Origin of the sequence: Collinsella sp. SGI.033 (genome assembly GCF_050315135.1) — a bacterium.
GTDB lineage: Bacteria > Actinomycetota > Coriobacteriia > Coriobacteriales > Coriobacteriaceae > Collinsella.
Window position 1 is genome coordinate 13602 of the sequence record NZ_JBNPOK010000021.1, and the last position, 23322, is coordinate 36923.

22 protein-coding genes and 1 tRNA gene are annotated in these 23322 nt (G+C 60.5%); 21 read left to right on the plus strand and 2 right to left on the minus strand.

Annotation, left to right across the window (positions count from 1 at the left end):
- Positions 1-45: 45 nt before the first annotated feature.
- The 4 genes from ACQRC0_RS07040 to rbr all read left to right on the plus strand — a co-directional run bounded on the left by ACQRC0_RS07040 (position 46) and on the right by rbr (position 2529).
- Positions 46-123, plus strand: a tRNA-Asp gene (locus ACQRC0_RS07040).
- A gap of 340 nt (positions 124-463) precedes the next feature.
- Positions 464-949, plus strand: coding sequence for an RrF2 family transcriptional regulator (locus ACQRC0_RS07045; protein ID WP_154518481.1), 486 nt, complete (start codon positions 464-466; stop codon positions 947-949).
- Positions 950-970: 21 nt separating this feature from the next.
- Positions 971-1876: an adenine glycosylase gene (locus ACQRC0_RS07050; protein WP_427719505.1), complete on the plus strand. Its 906-nt coding sequence runs from the start codon at positions 971-973 to the stop codon at positions 1874-1876.
- A gap of 113 nt (positions 1877-1989) precedes the next feature.
- Entirely contained in the window at positions 1990-2529 is a 540-nt protein-coding gene (gene rbr / locus ACQRC0_RS07055) for a rubrerythrin (RefSeq protein WP_154518486.1), read from the plus strand.
- Between the two features lie 142 nt (positions 2530-2671).
- Here the strand turns inward: rbr and ACQRC0_RS07060 are convergent, their stop codons facing one another.
- Positions 2672-2857, minus strand: coding sequence for a hypothetical protein (locus ACQRC0_RS07060; protein WP_427728905.1), 186 nt, complete (start codon positions 2855-2857; stop codon positions 2672-2674).
- A 26-nt stretch (positions 2858-2883) separates the two neighbouring features.
- Here ACQRC0_RS07060 and ACQRC0_RS07065 point away from each other — a divergent pair, with 26 nt between their 5' ends.
- From ACQRC0_RS07065 to ACQRC0_RS07110, 10 genes are all read left to right on the plus strand, one after another.
- Positions 2884-3306 carry a hypothetical protein gene (locus ACQRC0_RS07065; RefSeq protein ID WP_427728908.1) on the plus strand — a complete coding sequence of 141 codons (423 nt, stop codon included), beginning with the start codon at positions 2884-2886 and terminating at the stop codon, positions 3304-3306.
- A gap of 123 nt (positions 3307-3429) precedes the next feature.
- Positions 3430-3960 (plus strand): DUF6036 family nucleotidyltransferase, encoded by a 531-nt coding sequence (locus ACQRC0_RS07070; protein ID WP_427728910.1) that lies wholly within the window; start codon positions 3430-3432, stop codon positions 3958-3960.
- Positions 3957-4520 (plus strand): hypothetical protein, encoded by a 564-nt coding sequence (locus tag ACQRC0_RS07075; protein ID WP_427719501.1) that lies wholly within the window; start codon positions 3957-3959, stop codon positions 4518-4520. Before ACQRC0_RS07070 ends, ACQRC0_RS07075 begins: the two co-directional genes overlap by 4 nt.
- A 51-nt stretch (positions 4521-4571) precedes the next feature.
- Entirely contained in the window at positions 4572-5927 is a 1356-nt protein-coding gene (rmuC, locus tag ACQRC0_RS07080) for a DNA recombination protein RmuC (protein ID WP_427728912.1), read from the plus strand.
- A gap of 127 nt (positions 5928-6054) precedes the next feature.
- On the plus strand, positions 6055-7857 hold the full coding sequence (locus ACQRC0_RS07085; RefSeq protein WP_427728914.1) for an ABC transporter ATP-binding protein: 1803 nt from the start codon (positions 6055-6057) through the stop codon (positions 7855-7857).
- 63 nt (positions 7858-7920) lie between these two features.
- Positions 7921-8586, plus strand: a complete 666-nt coding sequence (gene nth / locus ACQRC0_RS07090) for an endonuclease III (protein WP_427719497.1) — start codon at positions 7921-7923, stop codon at positions 8584-8586.
- 122 nt (positions 8587-8708) lie between these two features.
- Complete coding sequence (gene mfd / locus ACQRC0_RS07095; protein ID WP_427728916.1) at positions 8709-12341, plus strand: transcription-repair coupling factor; 3633 nt, start codon at positions 8709-8711, stop codon at positions 12339-12341.
- 56 nt (positions 12342-12397) lie between these two features.
- A complete protein-coding gene (locus ACQRC0_RS07100; protein WP_427728917.1) occupies positions 12398-13261 on the plus strand; it encodes a phosphatase PAP2 family protein in 864 nt (287 codons plus the stop codon).
- A 45-nt stretch (positions 13262-13306) separates the two neighbouring features.
- Positions 13307-14332, plus strand: coding sequence for a threonine aldolase family protein (locus tag ACQRC0_RS07105; protein ID WP_118271027.1), 1026 nt, complete (start codon positions 13307-13309; stop codon positions 14330-14332).
- 78 nt (positions 14333-14410) lie between these two features.
- A complete protein-coding gene (locus ACQRC0_RS07110) occupies positions 14411-15001 on the plus strand; it encodes a GNAT family N-acetyltransferase (RefSeq protein WP_118238204.1) in 591 nt (196 codons plus the stop codon).
- Positions 15002-15022: 21 nt separating this feature from the next.
- Here the strand turns inward: ACQRC0_RS07110 and ACQRC0_RS07115 are convergent, their stop codons facing one another.
- A complete protein-coding gene (locus tag ACQRC0_RS07115) occupies positions 15023-15745 on the minus strand; it encodes a GntR family transcriptional regulator (RefSeq protein ID WP_154518535.1) in 723 nt (240 codons plus the stop codon).
- A 206-nt stretch (positions 15746-15951) separates the two neighbouring features.
- Here ACQRC0_RS07115 and ACQRC0_RS07120 point away from each other — a divergent pair, with 206 nt between their 5' ends.
- The 7 genes from ACQRC0_RS07120 (at position 15952) to ACQRC0_RS07150 (ending at position 23213) form a co-directional block, all read left to right on the plus strand.
- Positions 15952-16944 carry an SIS domain-containing protein gene (locus tag ACQRC0_RS07120; protein WP_117648180.1) on the plus strand — a complete coding sequence of 331 codons (993 nt, stop codon included), beginning with the start codon at positions 15952-15954 and terminating at the stop codon, positions 16942-16944.
- Between the two features lie 431 nt (positions 16945-17375).
- On the plus strand, positions 17376-18458 hold the full coding sequence (locus ACQRC0_RS07125) for a DMT family transporter (protein WP_427728920.1): 1083 nt from the start codon (positions 17376-17378) through the stop codon (positions 18456-18458).
- 183 nt (positions 18459-18641) lie between these two features.
- Positions 18642-19565, plus strand: coding sequence for a PTS mannose/fructose/sorbose transporter subunit IIAB (locus ACQRC0_RS07130; RefSeq protein WP_154518543.1), 924 nt, complete (start codon positions 18642-18644; stop codon positions 19563-19565).
- A gap of 36 nt (positions 19566-19601) precedes the next feature.
- Complete coding sequence (locus tag ACQRC0_RS07135) at positions 19602-20396, plus strand: PTS mannose/fructose/sorbose/N-acetylgalactosamine transporter subunit IIC (protein ID WP_427728922.1); 795 nt, start codon at positions 19602-19604, stop codon at positions 20394-20396.
- A 13-nt stretch (positions 20397-20409) separates the two neighbouring features.
- A complete protein-coding gene (locus tag ACQRC0_RS07140; RefSeq protein ID WP_427728924.1) occupies positions 20410-21243 on the plus strand; it encodes a PTS system mannose/fructose/sorbose family transporter subunit IID in 834 nt (277 codons plus the stop codon).
- Between the two features lie 199 nt (positions 21244-21442).
- Positions 21443-22426 carry an SIS domain-containing protein gene (locus ACQRC0_RS07145; RefSeq protein ID WP_427728925.1) on the plus strand — a complete coding sequence of 328 codons (984 nt, stop codon included), beginning with the start codon at positions 21443-21445 and terminating at the stop codon, positions 22424-22426.
- A gap of 157 nt (positions 22427-22583) precedes the next feature.
- Positions 22584-23213 (plus strand): HAD family hydrolase, encoded by a 630-nt coding sequence (locus ACQRC0_RS07150; protein ID WP_427728927.1) that lies wholly within the window; start codon positions 22584-22586, stop codon positions 23211-23213.
- The last annotated feature ends 109 nt before the right edge of the window (positions 23214-23322 follow it).

A 23322-nucleotide genomic window follows, 5' to 3' on the forward strand; every position in this document is an offset into this window, starting at 1 on the left:
ATCCCCGCAGCGCACGCGAGCGGAAACAAACGCGAACGACTGCCTGGGGAGTTAGCTCAGTTTGGTTAGAGCGCCGGCCTGTCACGTCGGAGGTCGCGGGTTCGAGCCCCGTACTTCCCGCCAACGCAATTAAAGCCACGTCTTCGGACGTGGCTTTTTGCGTTTAATAGGACAACCGCTCGGCCGTCCCTTTCATTCAGCTCCTTGCTTCCGAGATGCGGAAATGAATTAAGTATATCGGTTTAAACAAGGGGGGTTTGTTGCGCAACACTCGTTCAATGAAACAGGGGGTTAGGTTATACTAAATTCCACTGTTGGCCTAATCTGATGCAATTTGCTTTGGATTCGACCTTCAGCGGACATCTAATTCACTATTTGGTTGTCCCGGCGGTTATTTAGCGTCTCGACGTAAGCTCGGCCCCGGAGCCCGTTCGAGCTGTTCGTATTCCTTGAAAGGGGAAACATGGACATATCGAGGAAGACTGATTATGCCCTCCGCATGCTTGCGATGCTTGCCGAGGAGCCGGAGCGGTTGCTTTCTGTTCGCACTGCTGCCGAAGAGGTCAATGTTCCGTATTCGTTTGCCCGTTCGATCCAACACGGTTTGGTTCAGGCCGGTATTGTGGAGAGCCTGCGTGGCGTCCACGGCGGTATGCGTCTTAAGGTCAACCCGAGCGAGGTCACTATCCGTCAGGTCGTCGAGGCCGTTCAGGGCCCTATGGTTATGAATGATTGCACGGCACTCGATGGCGACTGTGCGCGCAGGGGCACGTGCTGCTATCATCCCCTGTGGGCTGGGGCCCAGGCGCTGATGCGTGACTACCTCGATTCCGTTTCGCTGGACGATGTCGTCGCTCGCCGCCAGTTCCCCGCCGTCGATCCCAAGTTCGCCGACCGCGACGCCTTTCCCGAGTATGCCGTTTGCGCGTGTGCTTGCCGGGAGGAGTAGCGCCGCATAAGGAGTATAGCTATGATTCAGGACCCCTTTCGTTCGATGATTCGTTCGGAAGGGGTTCTGCGTTATCGCGACCTTCCGTGGCGCCGCACGCGCGACCCGTACATCATCTGGCTTTCCGAGGTCATGCTGCAGCAGACGCAGGTTCCACGCGTAGAGACGCGCATGCCGGCATGGCTCGACCGCTTTCCGACCGTGCATTCTCTCGCCCAGGCCGCTCCTTCTGATGTTTTGGACGCTTGGCAGGGCATGGGCTACAACCGCCGTGCTTTGGCGCTCCATAAGGCCGCGCAGCGACTCGTGGAGGACTGGGATGGGGAGTTTCCGCGTGATACACGCGACCTGGTCGCGCTGCCCGGTATTGGGCCCGCAACGGCGCAGGGCATTCGGTCGTTTGCGTTTGATCTTCCGGGAGTGTACCTGGAGACCAATGTGCGCACGGTCTTTCTGCATCACTTTTTTCCTGACGTTCCGTCTGTTCCCGACCGCGAGCTGGTGCCGTTGATCCAGGCGGCCTGCCCGGCGGCGCCCGGTGCGGCGGCGGATGAGGTCGCTCCCTTTGCCGTGCCGCTCGACGATGCCGATACGCCGCGCGCGTGGTATTACGCGCTGCTGGATTACGGCGCGTATCTTAAAAAGACGCTGCCCAATCCGTCTAGGCGCTCGGCGGGCTACAGCCGCCAGTCCAAGTTTGAGGGCTCGCGTCGGCAAAAGCGTGCCCATATCGTGCGCATGCTGCTTGCAGCTCGCGACGGACAGCCGGCGGGCATAACGCTTGTTGAAGCTGTTGCAGGCGTTAACAAGATGGAGGCCGCAGCGGGTCGCGAACCGGTTGGTTGCGATTTTATTGCGGGCATTCTTGCCGACCTGGAGCGCGAAGGCTTTTGTCGTGCCGAAGGCGAGCGCTGGCTGAGTGTGTGATGACGCGAATTTGCAGAACAGGATAGTAAGGTTTAGATTCTCGGCATGAGGGTATCCTAAAGGCAATGCCGCTCAAAGTCTATGGGCGGCGCGTATTGAAGGGAAGTACACCTATGGATTTTGAGAATTCTCAAACCAAGAAGAACCTCGAGACCGCTTTTGCCGGTGAGTCCCAGGCGCACACCAAGTATCGTTACTATGCATCCAAGGCCAAAAAGGACGGCTACGTTCAGATTTCGAATATCTTTGCAGAGACGGCGGGCAACGAGTCCGAACATGCCAAGCTGTGGTTTAAGTACCTGCACGACGGTGCTGTTCCGGATACGCTGGACAACCTGCGCGATGCCGCCGCGGGCGAGAACTACGAGTGGACCACGATGTATGACGAGTTCGCCAAGACCGCCGAAGAGGAGGGTTTTGCCGAGATCGCCGCGAAGTTCCGTGGCGTTGGCGCTGTCGAGAAGGCTCACGAGGAGCGCTATAACAAGCTCGTCGAGCGCATTGAATCGGGCGAGGTGTTTGAGCGCGAGGGCGTAAAGGTGTGGAAGTGCCTGAACTGCGGGCACCTGCATGTTGGTGCCAAGGCGCCCGAGGTGTGCCCGGTTTGCAACCATCCCAAGGCGTACTTTGAGGAGCAGGTGGTGAACTACTAGCGCGTGGCGCTGGCTGCGCTCCGGCTTCGGGCCGTCGCGTGCTCGCTACAGAAAAGCTGATAAGAAGTTTGTGTGCCGCCCCTTATGGGGCGGCACGTTTTGTTTGGGGCCCCTGTCTTCACAATTTCCGTCAAGCTTTTGGTTAGGTTTTGGTCGGATGGTGCAAGGGCGAGAGGGCAAAAGATTGCTGGCGAAAAAAGCTCAAAGAAAGTGCTGGTAGGGGAGTTGTTGAACTTTTCGACAGTTTTCTGGCAAAAGAATCTTTGCGGCTATTGCCGCGGATTTCGTTGCCGCGGCCGCGATGGTGCGGGATGCTGGGCGCAAGCATCGAATGCTCCTATTGAGGAGGCCAACATGGATCTGTTTCTTGAGACCCCGCAGCAACAAGCCGAGCGCATGCTGCGCCAACAGCAGCGGCTTATGGAGATGCAAATGCAAGGGGCAGCCGTCCAGCCTCCTGCGCAAAACGCCGCGCCCGCGGTATCGTCTGCGGGTGAGGTGGACCCAGGAGCCTATTCCGTACAACAAGATTCATATGCGCAGGAGCTTGCGTTCGACAAGCGTCGTGCGCGTCGCCGTCGCTGGGCCCAGCGCCTGCGTACGCTGGCGATGATCGTGCTGATCCCGTTGGGACTCGCGGCAATCTTCTTGGCCTCATATGCCCTTACGTGCATTCTCAACGGCGCTTCGCCCAGCGAAGTGCTCCAACATTTGACAGCTCTCGGCCAGCGCCTGGGCGATATCGTAACAACCATCCGCGCCGGCTGGGAGAGTTAGCGTTTGTCACATTAGGACTTCTAGGGTGCAGGGATTATCGCCACGAGTAGAATTCTTGCATCCTGTGGGTCCTGTCGTGCGACTGAATAGTATTATTGATGATGATTAATAATAGGATTTGCTATGCATAAGCAGGATTTAGAGCAGACTCTTTTGGGTATTGACGAAGAGGCGGAGCTGGAAATAGGTCCAAGAGACGATAGGCCGAGCGTTGTATTGGTGGGAGGGAGCGCCTTCATGCTTAACGATGTGACGAATCGGTCGGTTACACATGACATTGATGTGTTTGAGGCAGACAGGTGCCTCCGCGAGATCATAGCTCGATATTCCGAGGTGAATGGTATGGCGGCGGCATATTGTAATCAGATGCCATTCAATTACGAAGATCGTTTGATTCCCTTGGATATTGGGGCGCGTTTTATCAGGTACTTTACGCCATCCTTGGAAGACCTAGCGGTAATGAAGCTCTATGCCTACCGTCCGAACGACATCGTCGATCTTCATAGCCAGGCATTCGTCGACCGACTTGATTGGGGACTGCTCGAACGGCTTATATTCGACGAGGGCGAGGCGCTGGCGTCGTCGCCTTCGGAGCGGAGTTATCAAGAGATGGTCTGCGCATACAGGCAATACAAAAAGGAGGTGCTCGGTTGAATCTGACCTTTGAGGGATTCTTAAAAGGCTATTGCCGAGAGCTATCCGGACAGCAGTCGCTCAGTTTTAGAAAACTGGTTAAGCAGGCGACGACGGTTGCGCCGCGCGTGGCGGAGCCCCTGTTTTTGCTCGCTTTGGCGCAGGGTAAAGCCGAATACGTTCTGGGCTTATCCGAGGGTTCGTGGATGGAAGAGGGTTACCGAGGCGTTTTGTCCTTGTACGCCCAAACGGGTAGCCTGGCATCTCTATGCGCCGAGGACAAACTCCCTAATCGTTATGCCAACGTTTGGCGTGCGTATAGAGCGGTGAAGGAAAAGCCAGTGGCGGACAGAAGGATCAACGCTCTGATGCGAAAAAGAACGTTGGGAGCGCTAGGGGAATCGGGCGTAACGCGCTACGGTCTCTGCCGCGATTTGAATCTGAATAAGGGAAACGTGTACGCATACTTAGCCGGCGATGACTCAAAGGTGAGCAGGGAGACGGCGCGCCGCATTATGGAATATGCGGAGGAGAGGGGCGCCCAAGAAGGGGCCGGGCGCCCGGTGCGTGTGGCGGGGTAAGATTGATCGCGGTTTTGATTGATGATCGATTGGGTTTGTTGGGCGGAGTCTATGTCTGCTGTTGATATTGTGCTGGTCGTGATCGCCTTGGTAACGGTAGGAGTGGCTGTGGCTTGCGCCCTGCAGCTCAAGGGCCTTCGCGCCGAGCTGCGAGAGCGCAGCGATGGCGGTGCGGAGGCGATGGCGGCACTCGAGCAGGCCAACAACGCGCTCGATGCCCTGAACGTCGCGTTGGCAGAAACCCGCCGTACGGCCAATGCCATCGCGCAGCAGCAGACGACAGATGCGGCCGTGGAGCAGCAACGTTACCTGAACATCGCACGCGAGTTTTCGCAAGCTGGTGACCGGATGGATGACCTGCGCCGCGAGACGGCCCAACAACTCGGTGCCAACCGCGAGGGTATCGAGCACCGCCTGGACAAGGTGCGCGAGACGGTCGATGCCCAGCTGGGTGCTATCCGCAAAGACAACAACGTGCAACTCGATCAGATGCGCGCGACGGTGGACGAGAAGCTCTCCCGCGCGCTCAACGATCGCCTGTCGGCATCGTTTAAGCAGGTGAGCGACCAGCTCGAGGCCGTGTACAAGGGCCTGGGCGACATGCAGTCCATCGCCACCGGCGTGGGCGACCTTAAGCGCGTGCTGGGCAACGTAAAGGCGCGTGGCATTTTGGGCGAGGTGCAGCTGGGTGCAATCCTGGCGGACATCCTCACGCCCGACCAGTATCTGGAAAACGTCGCCACCAAGCCCGGCGCCTCGGAGCGCGTTGAGTTTGCCGTCAAGCTGCCAGTAGACGAGGACGATCCCGTGCTGCTGCCGATCGACTCCAAATTCCCGGGTGACGCATATGAGCATCTGCTCGACGCCCAGGAGTTGGGTGACGCTGAGGCCGTCGCCGCTGCGCGTAAGACGCTCGATGCCATGGTCAAGCGCGAGGCCAAGGACATCTGCGAAAAGTACCTGAGTGTGCCGGCAACGACCAACTTTGGCATTATGTTCGTGCCGTTTGAGGGGCTGTACGCCGAGGTTGTCAGTCGTCCGGGACTTATCGAGACCCTGGGCCGCGACTATCACGTCAACGTTGCCGGTCCCAGCACCATGGCGGCTATCCTTAACAGTCTACAGATGAGCTACCAGACGTTTAGGCTGCAAAAACGCACCGATGACGTGCTGCGCGTGCTTTCTGCCGTCAAGGCCGAGCTGCCGCGCTATCAGGCGGCGCTGCGCCGCGCCCAGCAGCAAATCGAGACCGCGGGAAAGACGGTCGAGGGCATCATCACCACGCGCACCAACGTCATGGAGCGCAAGCTCAAGGACATCGACGCGCTGGAAGACGCCGACCAAGCTGATGAGATCTTGGGACTCACGCCCGCGGGCCTTCTCACAGACCAAGAAGACGAGGAATAATTAGAACAAGACGGTGGGGCACCGGCGCAAACGCGGGCGCCCCGCTGCTTTTCGCATCGTGCTTGCCTGAAGTGTGCTTTAGTATGCAACAATGACGTTTAGCCCCGCCATATGTGAAAGGAAGCCCATGTCACAGAGAAGCACCAGTCCGCTCAAACGCTCAACCGTGCGCCGCACGCTACAGCGTTTTTGGGACGTCACGCGCACGCAGCCGCTGATCGTCTTTCTCTCGGTGCTCTCGTCGGCGGGCTACATCTTTTTGCTCACGTTTGCCAACACCTACGTGATGGCGCTTATCGTCGACCGCGTCCAGGCCGGCCCCGTGGCGGGCGACCGGGTGTTTGAGGTCTTTGGCCCCTACATTCTGGCACTCGTGCTCGTTAACCTGGTAGGCCAGATCCTCTCCAAGCTGCAGGACTACACCGTCTACAAGCTCGAGATTGCGGGCAACTATCACTTGGCGCGCCTGTGCTTCGACACGCTCTCCAATCAATCCATGACATTCCACACCAGCCGTTTTGGCGGATCGCTTGTGAGCCAGACGAGCCGTTTTATGAGCGGCTACACGGGGTTGGTGGACGTGACGGTGTATTCGCTCATCCCCACTGTCACCTCGGTTGTCTGCACGGTGGCGGCGCTCGCTCCGGTGGTGCCGACGTTTACCGTGATCCTGGTGGGCATTATGGTCGTCTACATTGCGTTTGTCTGGCTTATGTATAAGCGCATCATGCCGCTTTCGGCCGCGACGTCCGCCGCGCAGAACAAACTGTCGGGCGTGCTTTCCGACGCGGTCACGAACATCCTGGCCGTCAAGACCTGTGGGCGCGAAGACTTTGAGCGCGACCTGTTCGATAGCGCCGACCGCGCCGCGCGCGACGCCGAGACGGTTTCGATGCACGCCATGATGCAGCGCAACTTTACGACCTCGGGCCTTATCGTCATCACCATGGCCGTGGTGAGCGTGTTCGTCGCGGGCGGCAACGCGTGGTTTGGCATCTCTGCCGGCGCGCTCGTCATGATCTTTACCTATACGTACAACCTCACCATGCGTCTGAACTACGTAAGCTCCATGATGCAGCGCATCAACCGCGCGCTGGGCGATGCGGCCGAGATGACGCGCGTGCTGGACGAGCCGCGTCTGGTGGCAGACGACGAGAACGCTCCCGAGCTCAAGGTGGGCGAGGGCGCGATTGATTTTGAGCACCTGAGCTTTGCATACCGCGACGCCGCGGCGGGCGAGAGCGTGTTCGACGACCTGACGCTCCATGTGGCGGCGGGTCAGCGCGTGGGCCTGGTGGGCAAATCGGGCTCGGGCAAGACGACGCTCACCAAGTTGCTGCTGCGCCTGGACGACGTACAGGGCGGTCGCGTACTCGTGGACGGTCAGGATGTCTCGCGCTGCACGCAGCAGAGCCTGCGCCGCCAGGTTGCCTACGTGCCGCAGGAGGCACTGCTGTTTCACCGCTCCATTCGCGAGAACATCGCCTACGGCCGCCCCGATGCCACCGACGAACAGATTCGCGAGGCGGCCCGCTTGGCCAATGCCCTGGAGTTTATCGACCGCCTGCCCCGGGGCTTTGACACCATGGTGGGCGAGCGCGGCGTTAAGCTTTCGGGCGGCCAACGCCAGCGCGTGGCCATCGCCCGTGCCATCCTCACCGACGCGCCGATTCTGGTGCTCGACGAGGCGACCTCTGCCCTGGATAGCGAGTCCGAGGCGCTGGTGCAGGAGGCGCTCGAGAACCTGATGCGCGGCCGCACCTCTATTGTGGTGGCACATCGCCTGTCCACCGTGGCGGCGCTCGACCGCATCGTGGTGCTGGCGGACGGCGAGATTGTCGAGGACGGTACGCATGCGCAGCTTGTCGAGGCAGGCGGCGAGTACGCAAGCTTGTGGGGCCGCCAGACCGGCGCATTTTTGGAGGCGTAAAGACCCCATACGTGGGACAATCGTGCCCATAGGTAAGTTATGCCGCTGATCCGAGGAGTCGTTATGCCACGCGAGACCAATGCCGCCAAACGCGAGCGCGCCGTTGAGGTGTGCGAGCGCCTCAACCGTCGCTATGGCCCGGTTGAGTGTTTTTTGGACCACGAGAATCCCTATAGGCTGCTCATAGCGGTGTTGCTCTCGGCGCAGACGACCGACGCGCAGGTCAACAAGGTGACGCCAAAGCTGTTTGCCCAGTGGCCCACGCCCGAGGCCATGGCGGGGGCGAGCGTTGCCGATGTGGCAGATACCATTAAGTCGCTCGGCTTCTATAAGAGCAAGGCCAAGCACGCCGTGGAGGCCGCGCAGATGATTGTCGCCGATTACGGCGGCGAGGTGCCGGCCGACATGAAGGAGCTTGTCAAGCTGCCGGGCGTGGGACGTAAAACGGCGAACATCGTGCTCAACGTGGGGTTTGGCATTGTCGAGGGCATCGCGGTCGATACGCACGTCAACCGCATCGCGCACCGTCTGATGCTGAGTCCCAAGACGCACGCCAAAGAGCCGCTCAAGACCGAGCAGGATCTGCTCAAGATCTTGCCGCACGAGTATTGGGAATCGGTCAACCACCAGTGGATCACCTTTGGCCGCGAGATCTGCGATGCCCGCAAACCCAAGTGCGACGAGTGCCCGCTGGCAGACCTTTGCCCGAGCATGCGCGTTTTGGGGTAGCTGTTTGGCGTGCGCTGGCGTGTTCACCTCATGCGCTACCATGATAATCAATACTCTTTTGACGCACGACCCGCCGAGCTTGCCCCGGCGGGCTTTTGGCGTTGCGATGCCGGAGGAACAGCATGCTCATTCACCGTATAGCCGCGCAGCTCTACACTGCCGAGGCCTTGCAGACCGTCGAGGCCGGGCTCGACGCCGGCGAGGATGTGACGCTGGCCGTGTCGCAGTCGGGCCGCACGCTTATGGCGGCTGCTCAGTTTGCGCGCCGCCCGCGCCCTACGGTCTACATTGTGAGCGGCGAGGACGCGGCCGATCGCGCCGCGCGCAGCCTGGCCGCCTACGTGGGCCTGGCGCACGTGTGCCGCTTTCCCGAGCGCAAGGACTATCCGTGGCGCGAGCAGGCGCCCGACGATGCCGTGGTGGCGCAGCGCTGCGAGGCTCTGGGGCGCATCGTGCGCGGGGACAACTGCATCATGGTTGCCTCGGCCCGCGCGCTGCTGCGTTGCGTGCCGCCGGTCGAGAGCCGCTACTGGGAGTCCACTACTTTTGCGGTGGGCGAGGAGATTCCTTTTGACGAGGTGCCGCAGCGCTTGGTGGGCATGGGCTACACCAATGCCGGCGCCGCCGACGCACCCGGCCTGTTCCGCGTGCACGGCGACACCGTCGAGGTATTCCCCGCACAAGAGAAAGCACCCGTGCGCATTGAGTTCTTTGGCGACGAAATTGATCGCATTCGCCGTATGGTGAGCTCCACGGGCCAAACCATCGGCAACGAGGACAGCATCGAGATTTTCCCCTGCCGTGAGCTGGCGCTTACCGACGATGCCGTTCACAACATGCACGTGGCGCTCTACCGCGCAAGCCAGGACGACAGCAAGCTGGCGGCGCTGCTCGAGATGGTGGATGCACGCATTGTTACACCCGAGCTCGACCGCTTTTTGCCGGTGATGTACGGCCAGACCGTGAGCCCGTTGGCGCACGTGAGCGGCAAGGCGCTTGTGGTTCTGTCCGAGCCGCGCTCGCTGTTCGACGACTGCCTGCGTGCCTACGAGGATATCGAGGCGCGCGCCGGCGAGGCGGGGATTGACCGCTTGGACGGCCTGTACGTGCGCGCCCAGCAGCTCGACTTTGGTGCTCAGCAGCGCCTGAACTACGTGAGCCTGATCCGCGCCGGCGGTGCGGTTACGGCAGAGCTCAAGATTGAGCAGCCGGCTATCGCGGGCTCGGACAACCGCTTTATGACGCGCGTTCAGGAAGTCGTGGGCAAGCGCTATGCCTGCGTGTTTGCCATTCCCGACCGCGGAGCGCGCGAGTCGATGGAGCTCACCTTTGGCGACGAGGGCATTACCTTTGAGGAGTCGCTGACGGCCGCCCCCGAAAATGCCGGCGTTATTGGCGAGCGCGTACGCGTGGCAGCGGCAGATTCTGCCGACCGTGCTGTCCGCCAGGAGGCCCATGCCTCGATCCGCGAGCGCAAGGCCGACGCGCTCAACGCCCGCTCGCTCGAGGCGGGCGCCGCCCAGGCTGCCGCCGGTGCTGCCGTACCCACCATCTCGCGCGGACGCGTGACCTTTGTGGATGCCGCCCTGCCGCAGGGCGTGGTGGTGCCCGATGCCAACCTAGCCGTGTTCTCGATCGCCGATCTCAATGCCCGCATGGACGCCAACCGCGTGCGCAGCCGTCGCAAGGTGGACATTACGCAGATCACGTTTCCGTTTAAGCCGGGCGACTACGTGGTGCACGCTACCCACGGCATCGCGCTCTTTAGCGAGATCGCGCGCCAGGAAGTGGGCGGCAAGGAGCGCGACTACTTTTTGCTGGAATATGCCGACGGCGACAAGCTCTACGTGCCGCTCGAGCAGGTCGACCGCATCACGCGCTATGTTGGTCCCGACGGCGACAAGCCGCGCCTGACTAGGCTCAACACCGCCGACTGGACGCGTGCCACCAACAAGGCGCGCAAGAACGCCAAAAAGCTGGCGTTTGACCTGGTCGATCTGTATACGCGCCGTTCTTCGATTACCGGTATCGCCTGCCCGCCCGATACGCCCGAGCAGATCGAGATGGAGGAGAGCTTTCCTTACGACGAGACGCGCGACCAGCTGGAGGCTATCGCCGATATTAAGGCCGACATGGAGGCGCCCAAGCCCATGGACCGCCTGCTTTGCGGCGACGTGGGCTTTGGCAAGACCGAGGTCGCCCTGCGCGCGGCGTTTAAGTGCGTGGACTCCGGCCGTCAGGTCATGGTGCTCTGCCCCACGACCATTCTGGCCCAACAGCACTACGAGACCTTCTTTGAGCGCTTTGCCCCGTTTGGCCTCGAGGTCGAGGTGCTCAGCCGCTTTCGCACGCCGGCGCAGCAGAAGCGTGCGCTCAAGGCGTTTGCCGAGGGCACGATCGACGTGCTCATCGGCACGCACCGCCTGCTTTCGGCCGATGTGAACCCCAAGAACCTGGGTTTGGTGATCATCGACGAGGAGCAGCGCTTTGGCGTGCAGCACAAGGAACAGCTCAAGAACCTGCGCGAGCAGATTGACGTGCTCACGCTTTCGGCAACGCCTATTCCGCGAACCATGCAGATGGCCACGAGCGGCGTGCGCGACATGAGCCTGATCACCACGCCACCGACCGGGCGCCGCCCCGTGATCGTGCACGTGGGGGAGTACGACCCCGACGTGGTGAGCGCGGCGATTCGCCTGGAGGTGGGCCGCGGCGGCCAGGTGTACTACGTGTCCAACCGCGTCAAGACCATCGACGACGCTGTGGCACGCGTGCACGAGGCCGCGCCCGAGGCGCGCGTGGGCGTGGCGCACGGCAAGATGAGCCCGCGCGAGGTCGAGGACGTGATGATCGAGTTCGCGACCAAAAAGATCGACGTGCTCATCGCCACGACCATCGTGGAGAGCGGCATCGACAACGCGACCGCCAACACGCTCATCATCGAGGATTCGCAGCGCTTGGGTCTGGCGCAGCTCTACCAGCTCAAGGGCCGCGTGGGCCGTTCTGCCACGCAAGCCTACGCGTACTTTATGTTCCCGGGCGAGCTGCCGCTCACCGAGGAGGCTACGGCACGCCTGACCGCACTCTCCGAGTTCCAGGACCTGGGCAGCGGCATGCGTATCGCCATGCGCGACCTGGAGATCCGCGGCGCCGGCTCGCTCATGGGCGCCGAGCAGCACGGCAATCTGTCGAGCGTGGGCTTTGACCTGTTTACGCAGATGCTGGGTCAGGCCGTGGCCGAGGCGCGCGGCGACGACGATGCCGGTGTGGAGGCGGCGAGCGTGGGTATTAACCTGCCGGCCGACTACTTCTTGTCCGAGGAGTACCTGCCGGCGGTGGATCAGCGCGTGCTCGTATACCGTAAGCTTGCGGCGGCCGAGGACCTGGAGAGCATCGACGAGGTGCAGGAAGAGACCGAGGCCGCGCATGGCGAGCTGCCGTTGGCGGGACTCAACCTGTTCAATCGCGCGCGAATCCGCATTCGCGGCGAGCGCCTGGGGCTCGAGAGCGTTACGCTCAGCGGCGGTCGCATCACGTTTTTGGGCGTCGACGTTCCCAAGAAGGTGGCCTATGAGCTTAAGACCCGCTATGGAGCGGTAAACTTCCCCAAGAGCCGCAAACTGTCGGTGCCCTACAAGGCGGGCGCCGGCGCGGGCAGCGGCCTGGGTCGCGGTCTCGACGCCAACGACGGCACCGGCCCCGTGGCCGCGGCACTCATGCTGCTGCAGCAGCTGGGCACGTCCGACGATGACTAACGGGTCGACGCCGTAAACGCCCCATTTGGGCAATCTGGTTCCATCGAAAGGAAAGCATGTTCGGGTACATCTATAAGAAAGATGCCGCTGCTATCGCGGCTATCCTTGCCCTCTGCCTGGGCGTGGGCAGTTTCTTCGATTATCAGATCTCGAGCTCGCTGTTCAACATCGGCAGTATGTACGGCCGCTTTATCGAGGCGACCGGCGAGCTGCCGTTTGAGCTGACGGCGAGCGTCGCGGGCGTTATGCTCGTGCGCGCGGTGCGTCCCGACTCCAGGGGGAGCAAATGGCTCGCCGTGCTCGGCATCCTCGTCAATGTTGGCCTGACCGGCTACGAGATCGTTTCGTCCCTGAGGGTTGGCGGCAAACTCATCGTGGCTCAGTTGGTGCTGACGTTTGTGCTGGCCATCGTCGCCAACCTTATCGTCTATCGCCTCACGCGCACGACCGAGCCCGACGAGCTCACACGCTGGGCGCTCATGGTGCTTGCCGTGTGGGTCGCTCAGGCCATCATCCTCAACGTGATCGTCAAGCCGCTGTGGTCGCGCCCGCGCATGCGCGTGGTCGAGGTGACGCCGGGGCTCGAGTTTCAGCCGTGGTGGGTGATCGGCAACCCCGACAAGCGGGCCTATATTGCCGCCGGTGTAGTCAAGGACGGCTTTAAGTCGTTTGCGAGCGGACACGCGGCGCACGCGGCGATTGGCCTCATGCTCGCCGGGCTTCCCGCGGCGGCCTTTAAGGAAAAGCCGTCGCGCCGTCGTGTGGTCTTTTGGACGGCGGCTGTGGTTGTGGCGTTCGTCGCGTTTGGCCGCATCGTGGTCGGAGCGCACTTTTTGAGTGATGTGAGCTGCGGTTTTGCTCTGGTGCTGGCACTTGAGTGCCTTGCCGCGCGCATTGCCTATCCCAGCGGCGTACAATAGCTCCGTTTGAATCATCTGGCCGATACCCGGTAAGAGAGGATTGCCATGCTCGCGTTTAACAACGATTATTCCCACGGCGCACACCCGGCGGTGCTGCAGGCGCTCGTCGACACCAATATGGAGCCGCAGCCCGGATACGGTACCGATGCACATACCGAGCGTGCCAAGCAGCTTATCCGCGAGGCCTGTCAGGCCCCCGATGCCGACGTGTTTTTTCTGGTGGGCGGCACGCAGGCCAACGCGACGGTGATCGACATGCTGCTCGCGCCGTACGAGGGCGTCGTTGCTGCCGAGACCGGCCACGTCGCCTGCCACGAGGCGGGCGCCATCGAGTTTGGCGGCCACAAGGTGCTCACCATCCCCGGCTACGAGGGCAAGATGCACGCCGAGGACCTTGAGAACTATATCCAGGTGTTCTACGAAAACGAGAGCTACGAGCACACGGTGTTTCCGGGTGCCGTGTACGTGAGTCTATCGACCGAGTACGGCACGCTGTACTCCAAGGCCGAGCTCGCGGCGATTCACGCAGTGTGCCAGAAGCGCGAGATTCCGCTGTTTGTGGACGGTGCTCGCCTGGCCTATGCGCTGGCGGCCGATGAGTGCGACATTACCCTGCCCGAGCTGGCGCAGCTGTGCGATGTGTTCTACATCGGCGGTACCAAGTGCGGCGCGCTCTGCGGAGAGGCTGTGGTGTTCTGCGGTATGCACGCCCCGGCGCATCCCATTCCGCGTATCAAGCAGCATGGCGCGCTGCTTGCCAAAGGCCGCCTGACGGGTGTGCAGTTTGAGGCGCTCTTTACCGACGGCCTGTATTTTGAGATTGGTCGCCAGGCGATCGAGACGGCTCAGGCGCTTCGTCGCGTGCTGCACGAGCGCGGCTACCAGTTCTTTTTGGAGACGCCGACCAACCAGCAGTTTGTGATTCTGCCCAACGAGGACATGGCCCGCATTCGCGAGCATGCCTCGATTGAGTACTGGGAAAAGTACGACGAGACCCACACGGTGGTGCGCTTTTGCACCAGCTGGGCCACGACGCAGGAGGACATCGACGCGTTGGCGGCTGTCCTGTAGCCTGATGTAGTGACAAGGGGCTGCCCTGCGCCTGAGCTTGGCGCAGGGCAGCCTTTGTTTTTGAGGGGGAAGGGTTGTATGACCGAAATGTCCGAGCCGACGATTCGCCTGGCGACGCCCGACGATGCGCCGGCGTTGCTTGCCATCTATGAGCCGTATGTGCGCCAGACGGCGATTACCTGCGAATACGAGGTTCCGAGCGTTGAGGAGTTCGCCGGGCGTATCGAGCGTACGCTCAAGCGCTACCCGTATTTGGTGATGGAGCTGGACGGGCGTCCGGTAGGCTATGCCTATGTGAGCCCGCTCAACAGCCGCGAGGCATACGACTGGTCGGTCGAGACGTCGATCTACCTGGCGCGCGATGTGCGCCACGGCGGGCTGGGCCGCAAGCTGCACGATGCGCTCAAGCAATGCCTGATTGCGATGGGCATCACCAACATGTGCGCGCTCATCGCCGTGCCGCACGACAAGGACGACGAGTACCTGACGCACAACAGCCAGGATTTCCATGCCCATATGGGATATCGCCTGGTGGGTGCCTTCGACCGCTGCGCCCAAAAGTTCGGTCGCTGGTACGACATGTGTTGGATGGAGCTGGTCCTAGCCGAGCGCACGCCCAACCAACCCAAACCAACCTGGTTCCCCGACCTTCCCAAACCTACCATTTAGGGACAGGTTTATTTTGGCAGGTTAGCCGATGGGTTCGATGTATTTGGCGCGGTCGGTGCGTTGGATGCGCTTGGAGACATGGAGCGGTCGGCCGTCGGTGTCGTAGACGTAGTCGGTGATCAGGATCAGCGCCTGCCCGCGCTCAACGTTGAGCAAAAACGCCTCGTTTTGCGAGGCGTAGCACACCTCAAAGGTCTTATGCCCCTGTGCCGGTGCGCGATGGAACTCCTGTCGCAGCGTGGCGTAGAGCGAACCGTTGATATCGCGATCGATGAGCGTCTCGAAGCTTGGCGGCAGGTAGGTGGTCTCCAGGCACAGCGGCGCGTCGTCCAGGTAGCGCAGGCGGACAAGTTTGACGAGCTTGCTGCCCACGGCGGCGTCAAAGAACTTAGCTATGCTGCCGGCCGCCTTGGCAAAGCCCGAGTCCACGGTGCGCGTGGTGGGCTTCATGCCCTGGCCTTCGACCTGCTTGGTATAGCTCGAAAACACCAGGTTGTTCTCGTGGAGCGCGGGCGTGTCGGCCACAAAGGCGCCACGCCCGCGCTCGGTGCGCACCAGGCCCTCATCAACGAGCACCTTAAGGGCGTGGCGTACGGTGCTGCGTGACAGCCCCGATTCGTCCATGAGTTCCATCTCGGACGGCAGCTTGTCTCCGCGCGCATACGTGCCGGCAGCGATGCGATCGCGCAGCGTGCCCGCCAAGCGCTCGTATTGGGTCAGTTTCTTTTTAGATGTGACGCCCATATTGCCAACCTATATCTAACCTGTATGCTTACCTAAGCAAGCATGTATTCAACACAACAATAAAACCGCTGGTATCGAGCTACCGAAAACCGCAGCAGCAAAATTTCTAAGACAAATATAGCATACAACTAGTCGACATAACCAAAACATGTATGTAACTTGTATGCCTGTGATGAGCATCAAACGAGAAGAAAGGCTGATGCACGATGACCACTCAGGAACAGGTTAAGGATGTCGTCTCCCAGGTTTTGGCCGACAAGGCAGACAAGGGCGGCATCAAGCGCGTCGTGTGGATCGGCGCCGGCGGATCCAACGGCGGTAACTATCCTGCCCAGTACTTTATGGAGCACGAGGCCACGCAGGTCGTGAGCTCCAGCTACACCAGCAACGAGTTCGTGCACGCCACCCCTGCCTACGTTAACGAGAACACCTTGGCCGTCGTCGTGTCCATGCGCGGCACCAAGGAGACTATCGTCGCCGCCCAGGTCGCCAAGGACCACGGCGCCAGCACCATCGCCATCTATGTTGACGAATCCGCCCTCACCGAGGTCTGCGACTACAAGATCCAGTACGACAGCCTGGCCGTCGACGAGTCCTGCATGGGCCGCACCAACTCCGCCGTCGTGACCATGATCGCCATGGAGCTCACGCAGCAGACCGAGGGCTATGCCGAGTACGAGACCGCCATGGCCGCCTTTGACTTGGTCGACCCCATCTATCGCAAGGCCGTCGAGTACACCCGTCCGCTTGCTGCCAAGTGGGCCGAGCAGAACGCCGACAAGCCCTGCATCAACGTGATGGCTCAGGGTCCGCTCTTTGGCGCTGCCTACGTCTTTAGCATCTGCAACGTGCAGGAGATGCTACAGATCGACTCCTGCACCATCAACACCTGCGACTTCTTCCATGGCCCCTTCGAGATCCTGGACAAGCGCACCTCGCTGTTCCAGCTCATCAGCGTCGGCCGCAGCCGCTGCAACGACGAGCGCGGCATCCGCTTCGTCAACCAGTACGGTGGCGAGCGCGTCTATCAGCTCGACGCCAAGGAGCTCGGCCTCAACGACATCAAGGACAGCGTGAGCGAATACTTCAACCACCTGATCTTCGCACCGATCCTCAACAACGTGTACATGCGTGCACTCTCTGCCGTCACCCACAAGGACTATATGACGCGCCGCTACATGTGGAAGCTCGACTACTAGGAGTTACGCGGTTTTGCCAAACCGCGTAACGGCTCGACGATGCAAACCCGCCAGAGCGGCAATCTGCCTTTCAACTTCGGCGGCATGACCAGAAGGTCAATGCCGCTTCGCTTCAAGGCACCTTGCTCGCTCTGGCGGGTTTTCGCTGACGTTGCCAAAGCATCGGCGTCGCCTTGGTTCAGATGTGGCAGTTGAGGACGTTCCCTTTCTGCCGGCAGTTGGGGACAGTCCTAGTCGTTGGGTAGTCATTGGGGACGTACTTAAACGACTAGTCATTGGGGACGTTCCTGAATGACTAGTCATTTAAGTACGTCCCCAATGAGTATGTGGGGGAGCAGATTTTTCCGTTCGGCGATTTGTGGCTTGAAAAATGTATATAACGACTATAACGTAGTATGAAACATATTGGAAACAATACCGAGGAGGCTGCGTTGAAGAAAAGCAATCTGGGCTATGTGCTGGTGCTGATCGCCGCGCTTATGTGGGGCAGCATCGGAATCTTTGTAAACGGCATCTCGGCCATGGGCGTTTCGTCCCAGAGCATGGCTGCCTTTCGCTTGTTGGTCGGAGCGCTTATCTTGGCGCCGGTCCTGATGTTTATGGGCTGCCGCCCGGGTGAGGGGTCTACCGTGGCTCAGGGTCCGCTGGCCCTGTTCAAGGCAAGCCCTAAAGAGCTTGTTCCCTGCGCGCTTGTCGGTATCGTCGGTTTGGCCGCCGCCAACACCTGCTATTACGAGTGCATGGGCGAGGTGGGCATGTCCACGGCCTCGGTGCTGCTCTACACCTCGCCGGTGTTTGGCGTCATGCTCGGCCGCATGCTTTATCGCGAGGACGTGACCCCTAACAAGCTCGTTGCCATTGTCTTTAACATCGTTGGCTGTGTACTTGCAGTGACCAATGGCGACCTTTCCGGTTTTCATTTTTCGGTTTGGGGCGTCACGTCGGGTGTGATTGCAGGCCTTTGTGGTGCGTCGCTCGCGGTGTTTAGCCGAATAGCAACCAAGACGGTCCACCCGCTGGCTGTCACGTTTTGGGGCTTTGTTTTTGGCGGTGCGGTTATGGCAGCTATCGCGGCTCCGTGGCCGGATGTCGCCGCGGCAATGTCGCCACAGCTGCTGCTGCTGTTCCTTGGCTTTGGACTCATCCCCACAGCCGTGGCTTACATCTTATATATGCAGGGTCTGTCCATGGGGCTCGAGACGTCGAAAGTTCCCGTCGTAATGTCATTCGAGACAGTTGTCACCGTACTGCTGGGCATTGGTGTCTACGCCGAGCCCGCCGGCGCGATCAAGGTCCTGGGCATCGTGCTGGTGCTCGCGTCCATCCTGATCATGAATACCGACTTTTCCAAGCTGCGCAACAGTGTGTTTGTCGGCCATGTCATTGAGAGCATGACCTTTAAGCCCAACGCGTGGTGGACGGAGAAATCGCAGGACATGGATCTGTTTAAGGAACGCACCGGCATCGCGCTGGAGCCCACCGTACAGGAAAGTCCCTGGTACTTCGTGCGATAGGGAATTGCGTGCGGCATCCGACCTGGGGTTATCCAGCCAGTGTCCGCTTATCCAGCCCCAACGTTTCGAGTACGTTAAACCCGTAAACGGTCGATTTTTAACCGCGAACGGTCTTTATACTAATTATCAATATAAGTAGCGTATAAGACGTTATAATGACCATAACGAGAAGGAGGAGGCAAGATGAATCAGATCATTCTCGCATCTCATGGCGGCCTGGCCGCAGGCGCCAAAGACACGCTCGAGATGGTTCTCGGCGACGTGTCGAACGTCCACGTCGTGTCGCTTGCTCGTGACGACAAGGAGCCCATCACCAATAAGGTGGACGCCATGATCGCCACGTTCAACGCGGACGACACCGTCTATGTGCTGACCGATATGCTCGGCAGCTCGGTCAACAACAGCATGGTCGAGCTTTCCAAGAACGGCACGAAGTTCACGGTTGTCAGCGGTTTCAACATCCCGCTGGCGCTCACGCTCGCTATGAGCCCCGCCCCCGTCAAGGGCACCGAGCTCGCGGCCCTCATCAACGAGGCCCGCACTGGTCTGACCAACCCCAACGCACCGGTCGAGGCCGTCGCGGCTCCCGCCAAGAAGGCCAAGGCGTCCCGTCACAGCTCCGGTCCCGCCAAGATCGTCCTCGCACGTCTTGACTACCGTCTGCTGCACGGTCAGGTCGTCTTTACCTGGACCACCAAGGTTCAGGCTGAGCGCATCATCGTCGTCGACAACGCTGCCGCCAACGATGACATCAAGAAGGGCGCTCTTAAGCTGGCCAAGCCCCAGGGCGTGCGCCTGAACGTCTTCACCGTCGAGCGTGCCCTCGCCAAGATGGACAAGCTCAACACCCTCGGCGAGCGCGTCATGTTCGTCTTTGGCAACACTGCCGAGATGCTGCAGTTCTGCCAGGGCTACAAGCTCGACGCCATCAACCTGGGCGCTACCGCCAACCACGACGGTGCCGATCAGGTCGGCGGCAAGGACAGCTCCGTCTTCTTCGACGCCACGCAGAAGGCCGACATCAACCAGCTGCTCGACATGGGCATCAAGCTCTATGTCCAGCAGACCCCCACGTATCAGAGCGTCGACATCGACGCCAAGCTGTAGTCAACCAGGCTTTTGCCTGACTGAAAGGAGAAGGGTATGAATACGTTCATCAGTGCGGTGCTCGTCGGCCTCGTCGGCGTGTTCTGCATGTGGGACTCCCGCCTGCTCGGTCGTCTTAACTTCGAGCAGCCCCTCGTTGGCGCTACGCTCGTCGGTCTGCTGCTGGGCGATGTGCCCACCGGCCTTGCCGTCGGTGCCGCCGTCGAGCTCGTGTCCATGGGCCTGGTGCAGGTCGGTGCTGCCGTTCCGCCCGATATGGTCCTGGGCGGCATCGTGGCCGCTGCCTTTGCGTGCCTGACCGATGCTTCCGCCGAGACCGCCATGACGATCGCCATCCCGGTCGCCGTCCTGGGTCAGCTCCTCGGCATCGTGTTCCGTTCCATCATCGCCGCCCTCACCCATGTGGCAGATAGCGCGATCGATAACGGAAAGTTCAAGACTGCCTACCGTATGCACATCTGCGTCGGCACTGGTCTGTACGCCGTCATGTACTTCCTGCCGATCTTCCTCGCCGTCTTTGTTGGCACCGACCTGGTTCAGGCCATCGTCAACATGGTCCCCGAGTGGCTGTCCACTGGTCTTAACGTTTCGACCAAGATCATGACCGCCTACGGCTTGGCCCTGCTGCTCACCATGATGATCAAGAAGGGTATGACTCCGTTCCTGTTCATCGGCTTCCTGCTCGCCGCTTACCTCAACCTGTCCGTCATCGCGGTCGCTCTGATCGGTGTGTGCCTGGCTGTCGTCTTCATGGGCTTCAAGTTCAACGGTTCCCATGTAGCCGCCGGTGTCGATTCCGACTACGATCCGCTCGAAGACGACGAAGACTAAGGAGGAACACACTATGGCAACCGCAACCAAGGACGTGTCCCTGAACAAGAAGGTCAGCCAGTTCTTCTGGCGCTCCTGGGCCATCCAGGCCTCTTGGAACTACGAGCGTCAGATGAACATGGGCTTCCTCTATGGCATGGTTCCCACGCTCGATCGCCTCTATCCGGATGAGTCCGACCCCAAGCAGCTCGCTGCCAAGAAAGAGGCTTACCGCCGTCACATGGCGTTCTACAACTGCACTCCGCAGACGAGCGCTTTCGTCCTGGGCCTCGCCGCCTCCATGGAGGAGGAGTACGCCAAGGATCCCGAGAACTTCGATCCCGATTCGATCAACGCGGTCAAGACCTCCCTCATGGGCCCGCTTTCCGGTATTGGTGACTCCTTCTTCCAGGGCACCATCCGCGTTATCGCCTTTGGTCTGGGCGTTCAGCTGGCTCAGCAGGGCTCCATCATGGGCCCGATCCTGGCCATGCTCATCTCCATCGTGCCTTCCGTGCTGATCACTTGGTTCGCAGCCAAGATGGGCTATCAGGGCGGCCACGAGTACCTGAGCAAGCTTCAGGGCGGCGACCTCATGGAGAAGCTCATGTATGTCTGCGGCATCGTGGGTCTTATGTCCGTGGGCGGCATGATCGCTACGCTGATCGGCGCCACCACCCCGCTGCAGTTCGCTGACGGCACCGTCGTGATCCAGGACATCCTGGACGGCATGATGCCCCAGATGATTTCCCTTGGCCTCACCGGCCTTATGTACTGGCTCATCAAGAAGAACGTCAACACCGGTTGGCTTCTTGTGATCGCCATCGTGGGCGGCATCGCCCTCTCCGCGGTCGGCATCCTGGCCTAGTCGCGCCCAAGCGTCTAACCGTTTTTCCCGGGGAGCCTGCCTGGCATCCCATACCCCAGGCAGGCTCCTATCCCTAAATTGTGTCAAAGGGACAGTCCCTATGTCACATCTTCAATGGGCCGGCGACTCGGTCCAAATCACGGTAGCCCTGCGCACGTCCGGCAAAGTGGCGTCGCAAAAATCGAAAGGAATGTGTCAGATGTACGAGATCGACCTTAACCTCCCTAAGCAGATCGTCGCTGACGTCCTGTCCAACCACGAGATCCACAGCGTCGCCTTCGTTGGCTGCGGCGCTTCCATGTCCGACCTTTACCCCGCCAAGTACTTCCTGGCCAACAACACGGACAAGCTGAACGTTCAGATCTTCACCGCAAACGAGTTCAACTACGACACGCCTTCCTGGGTCAACGAGCACACCTTCGTGATCACCTGCTCCCTCGGTGGCTCCACGCCCGAGACCGTCGAGGCCAACAAGACCGCCAAGAAGCACAACTGCCCGGTCGTCTCCCTCACCAACAAGGCCGGCTCCGCTCTGACCGTCGACGCCGACCACGTCATCATCCACGGCTTCCACGCCAACTACGCTGCCAAGTGCGAGAAGCCCGGCTACGCCATCGCTCTTGCTCTCGAGATCCTTCAGCAGACCGAGGGCTATGACCACTACGAGGACATGATCACCGGCCTCACCAACGTCTTCGAGCTCTGCGAGAACGCCGCTCAGTCCGCCAAGGGTCTTGCCAAGCAGTTCGCTCAGGACTTCAAGGACGACAAGATGATCTACTTCATGGCTTCCGGTGCCTCCGAGAAGATGGCTTATTCTCACGCCGCCTTCCTGTTCACCGAGATGCAGTGGATCGACGCCGCTGCCTACAACACCGGTGAGTACTTCCATGGCCCGTTCGAGGTTTCCACCGAGGGTAAGCCCTACGTCTTCTTCATGTCCGATGGCGCTACCCGTCCGATGGACGCCCGCGCCCTCACCTTCCTTAAGCGCATGGGCGCCAAGGTCGCTGTGATCGACTCCAAGGACTACGGCCTGGCTGACGCCGTGCCCGCGAGCGTTGTCACCTACTTCAACCCGCTGCTGCACCTCGCCGTTATGCGTGAGTACGGCAACCAGATCGCCGAGGCCCGTCAGCATCCGCTGACCATGCGTCGCTACATGTGGAAGCTTTCCTACTAATCACAAGTAAGTAGACCTTACGGGTTGATTGAGAGGGGATGGGGTTTTCGCCCCGTCCCCTTTTTTGCTTTGGGGGGCGTGTTTGTCGCGCCGCAAACCCCAGATAAAACCTACCAAAATAAACCTGTCCCTTTTTGGCAGGTGGAAGGAGGAGCGTATGATCAAGGCAGTGCTGTTTGACATGGACGGCGTGCTGGTCGATACCGAGTGGTTCTACAACCGTCGCCGCGTGGCGTTTATGGAAGAGAAGGGGTTCCACTTTGACGAGATCCCCGACCTTTCGGGGTCTAACGAGCCGGCCATTTGGAAGTCGCTGGTACCCGACGATGTTGAGCTGCGTGAGCGCCTGCGCGTGGAGTACAAGCAGGTCTACAGCCCGCACCACCCCGTTCCGTATGCCGAGCTTCTCAACGAGCAGACGGAGCCGGTGATGCGTGAGCTGCATGAGCGCGGCGTGAAGTGTGCCATCGCGAGCTCGTCCTATCGCGAGCTGATCGACGAGCTGGTGGAGATTGCCGGCATCGCCGACGTGCTGGACTACACCATCAGCGGTCACGAGTGCAGTGCGTTTAAGCCCGACCCCGAGATCTACCAGCGTGCTATGGAGGCGCTGGGGGTGGAGCCTGCCGAGTGCCTGGTTATCGAGGATTCGCCTCTGGGCATCGAGGCTGGCAAGCGCTCTGGCGCCCGCGTCCTGGCGCTGCGTCCGCACGAGGGCGTCAACCTGGACCAGTCTGCCGCCGACGTTGTCATCGACAATCTGTGTGACATCCTACCTGCCATTTAGGGACAGGTTTATTTTGGCAGGTTTTATCTGGGCAAATGCCGAATTCGCCGTGAAGGGATCGCTCTCTTCACGGCGTTTTTCTTTTGAGCGGCCTCACGGTCCTTCTGAT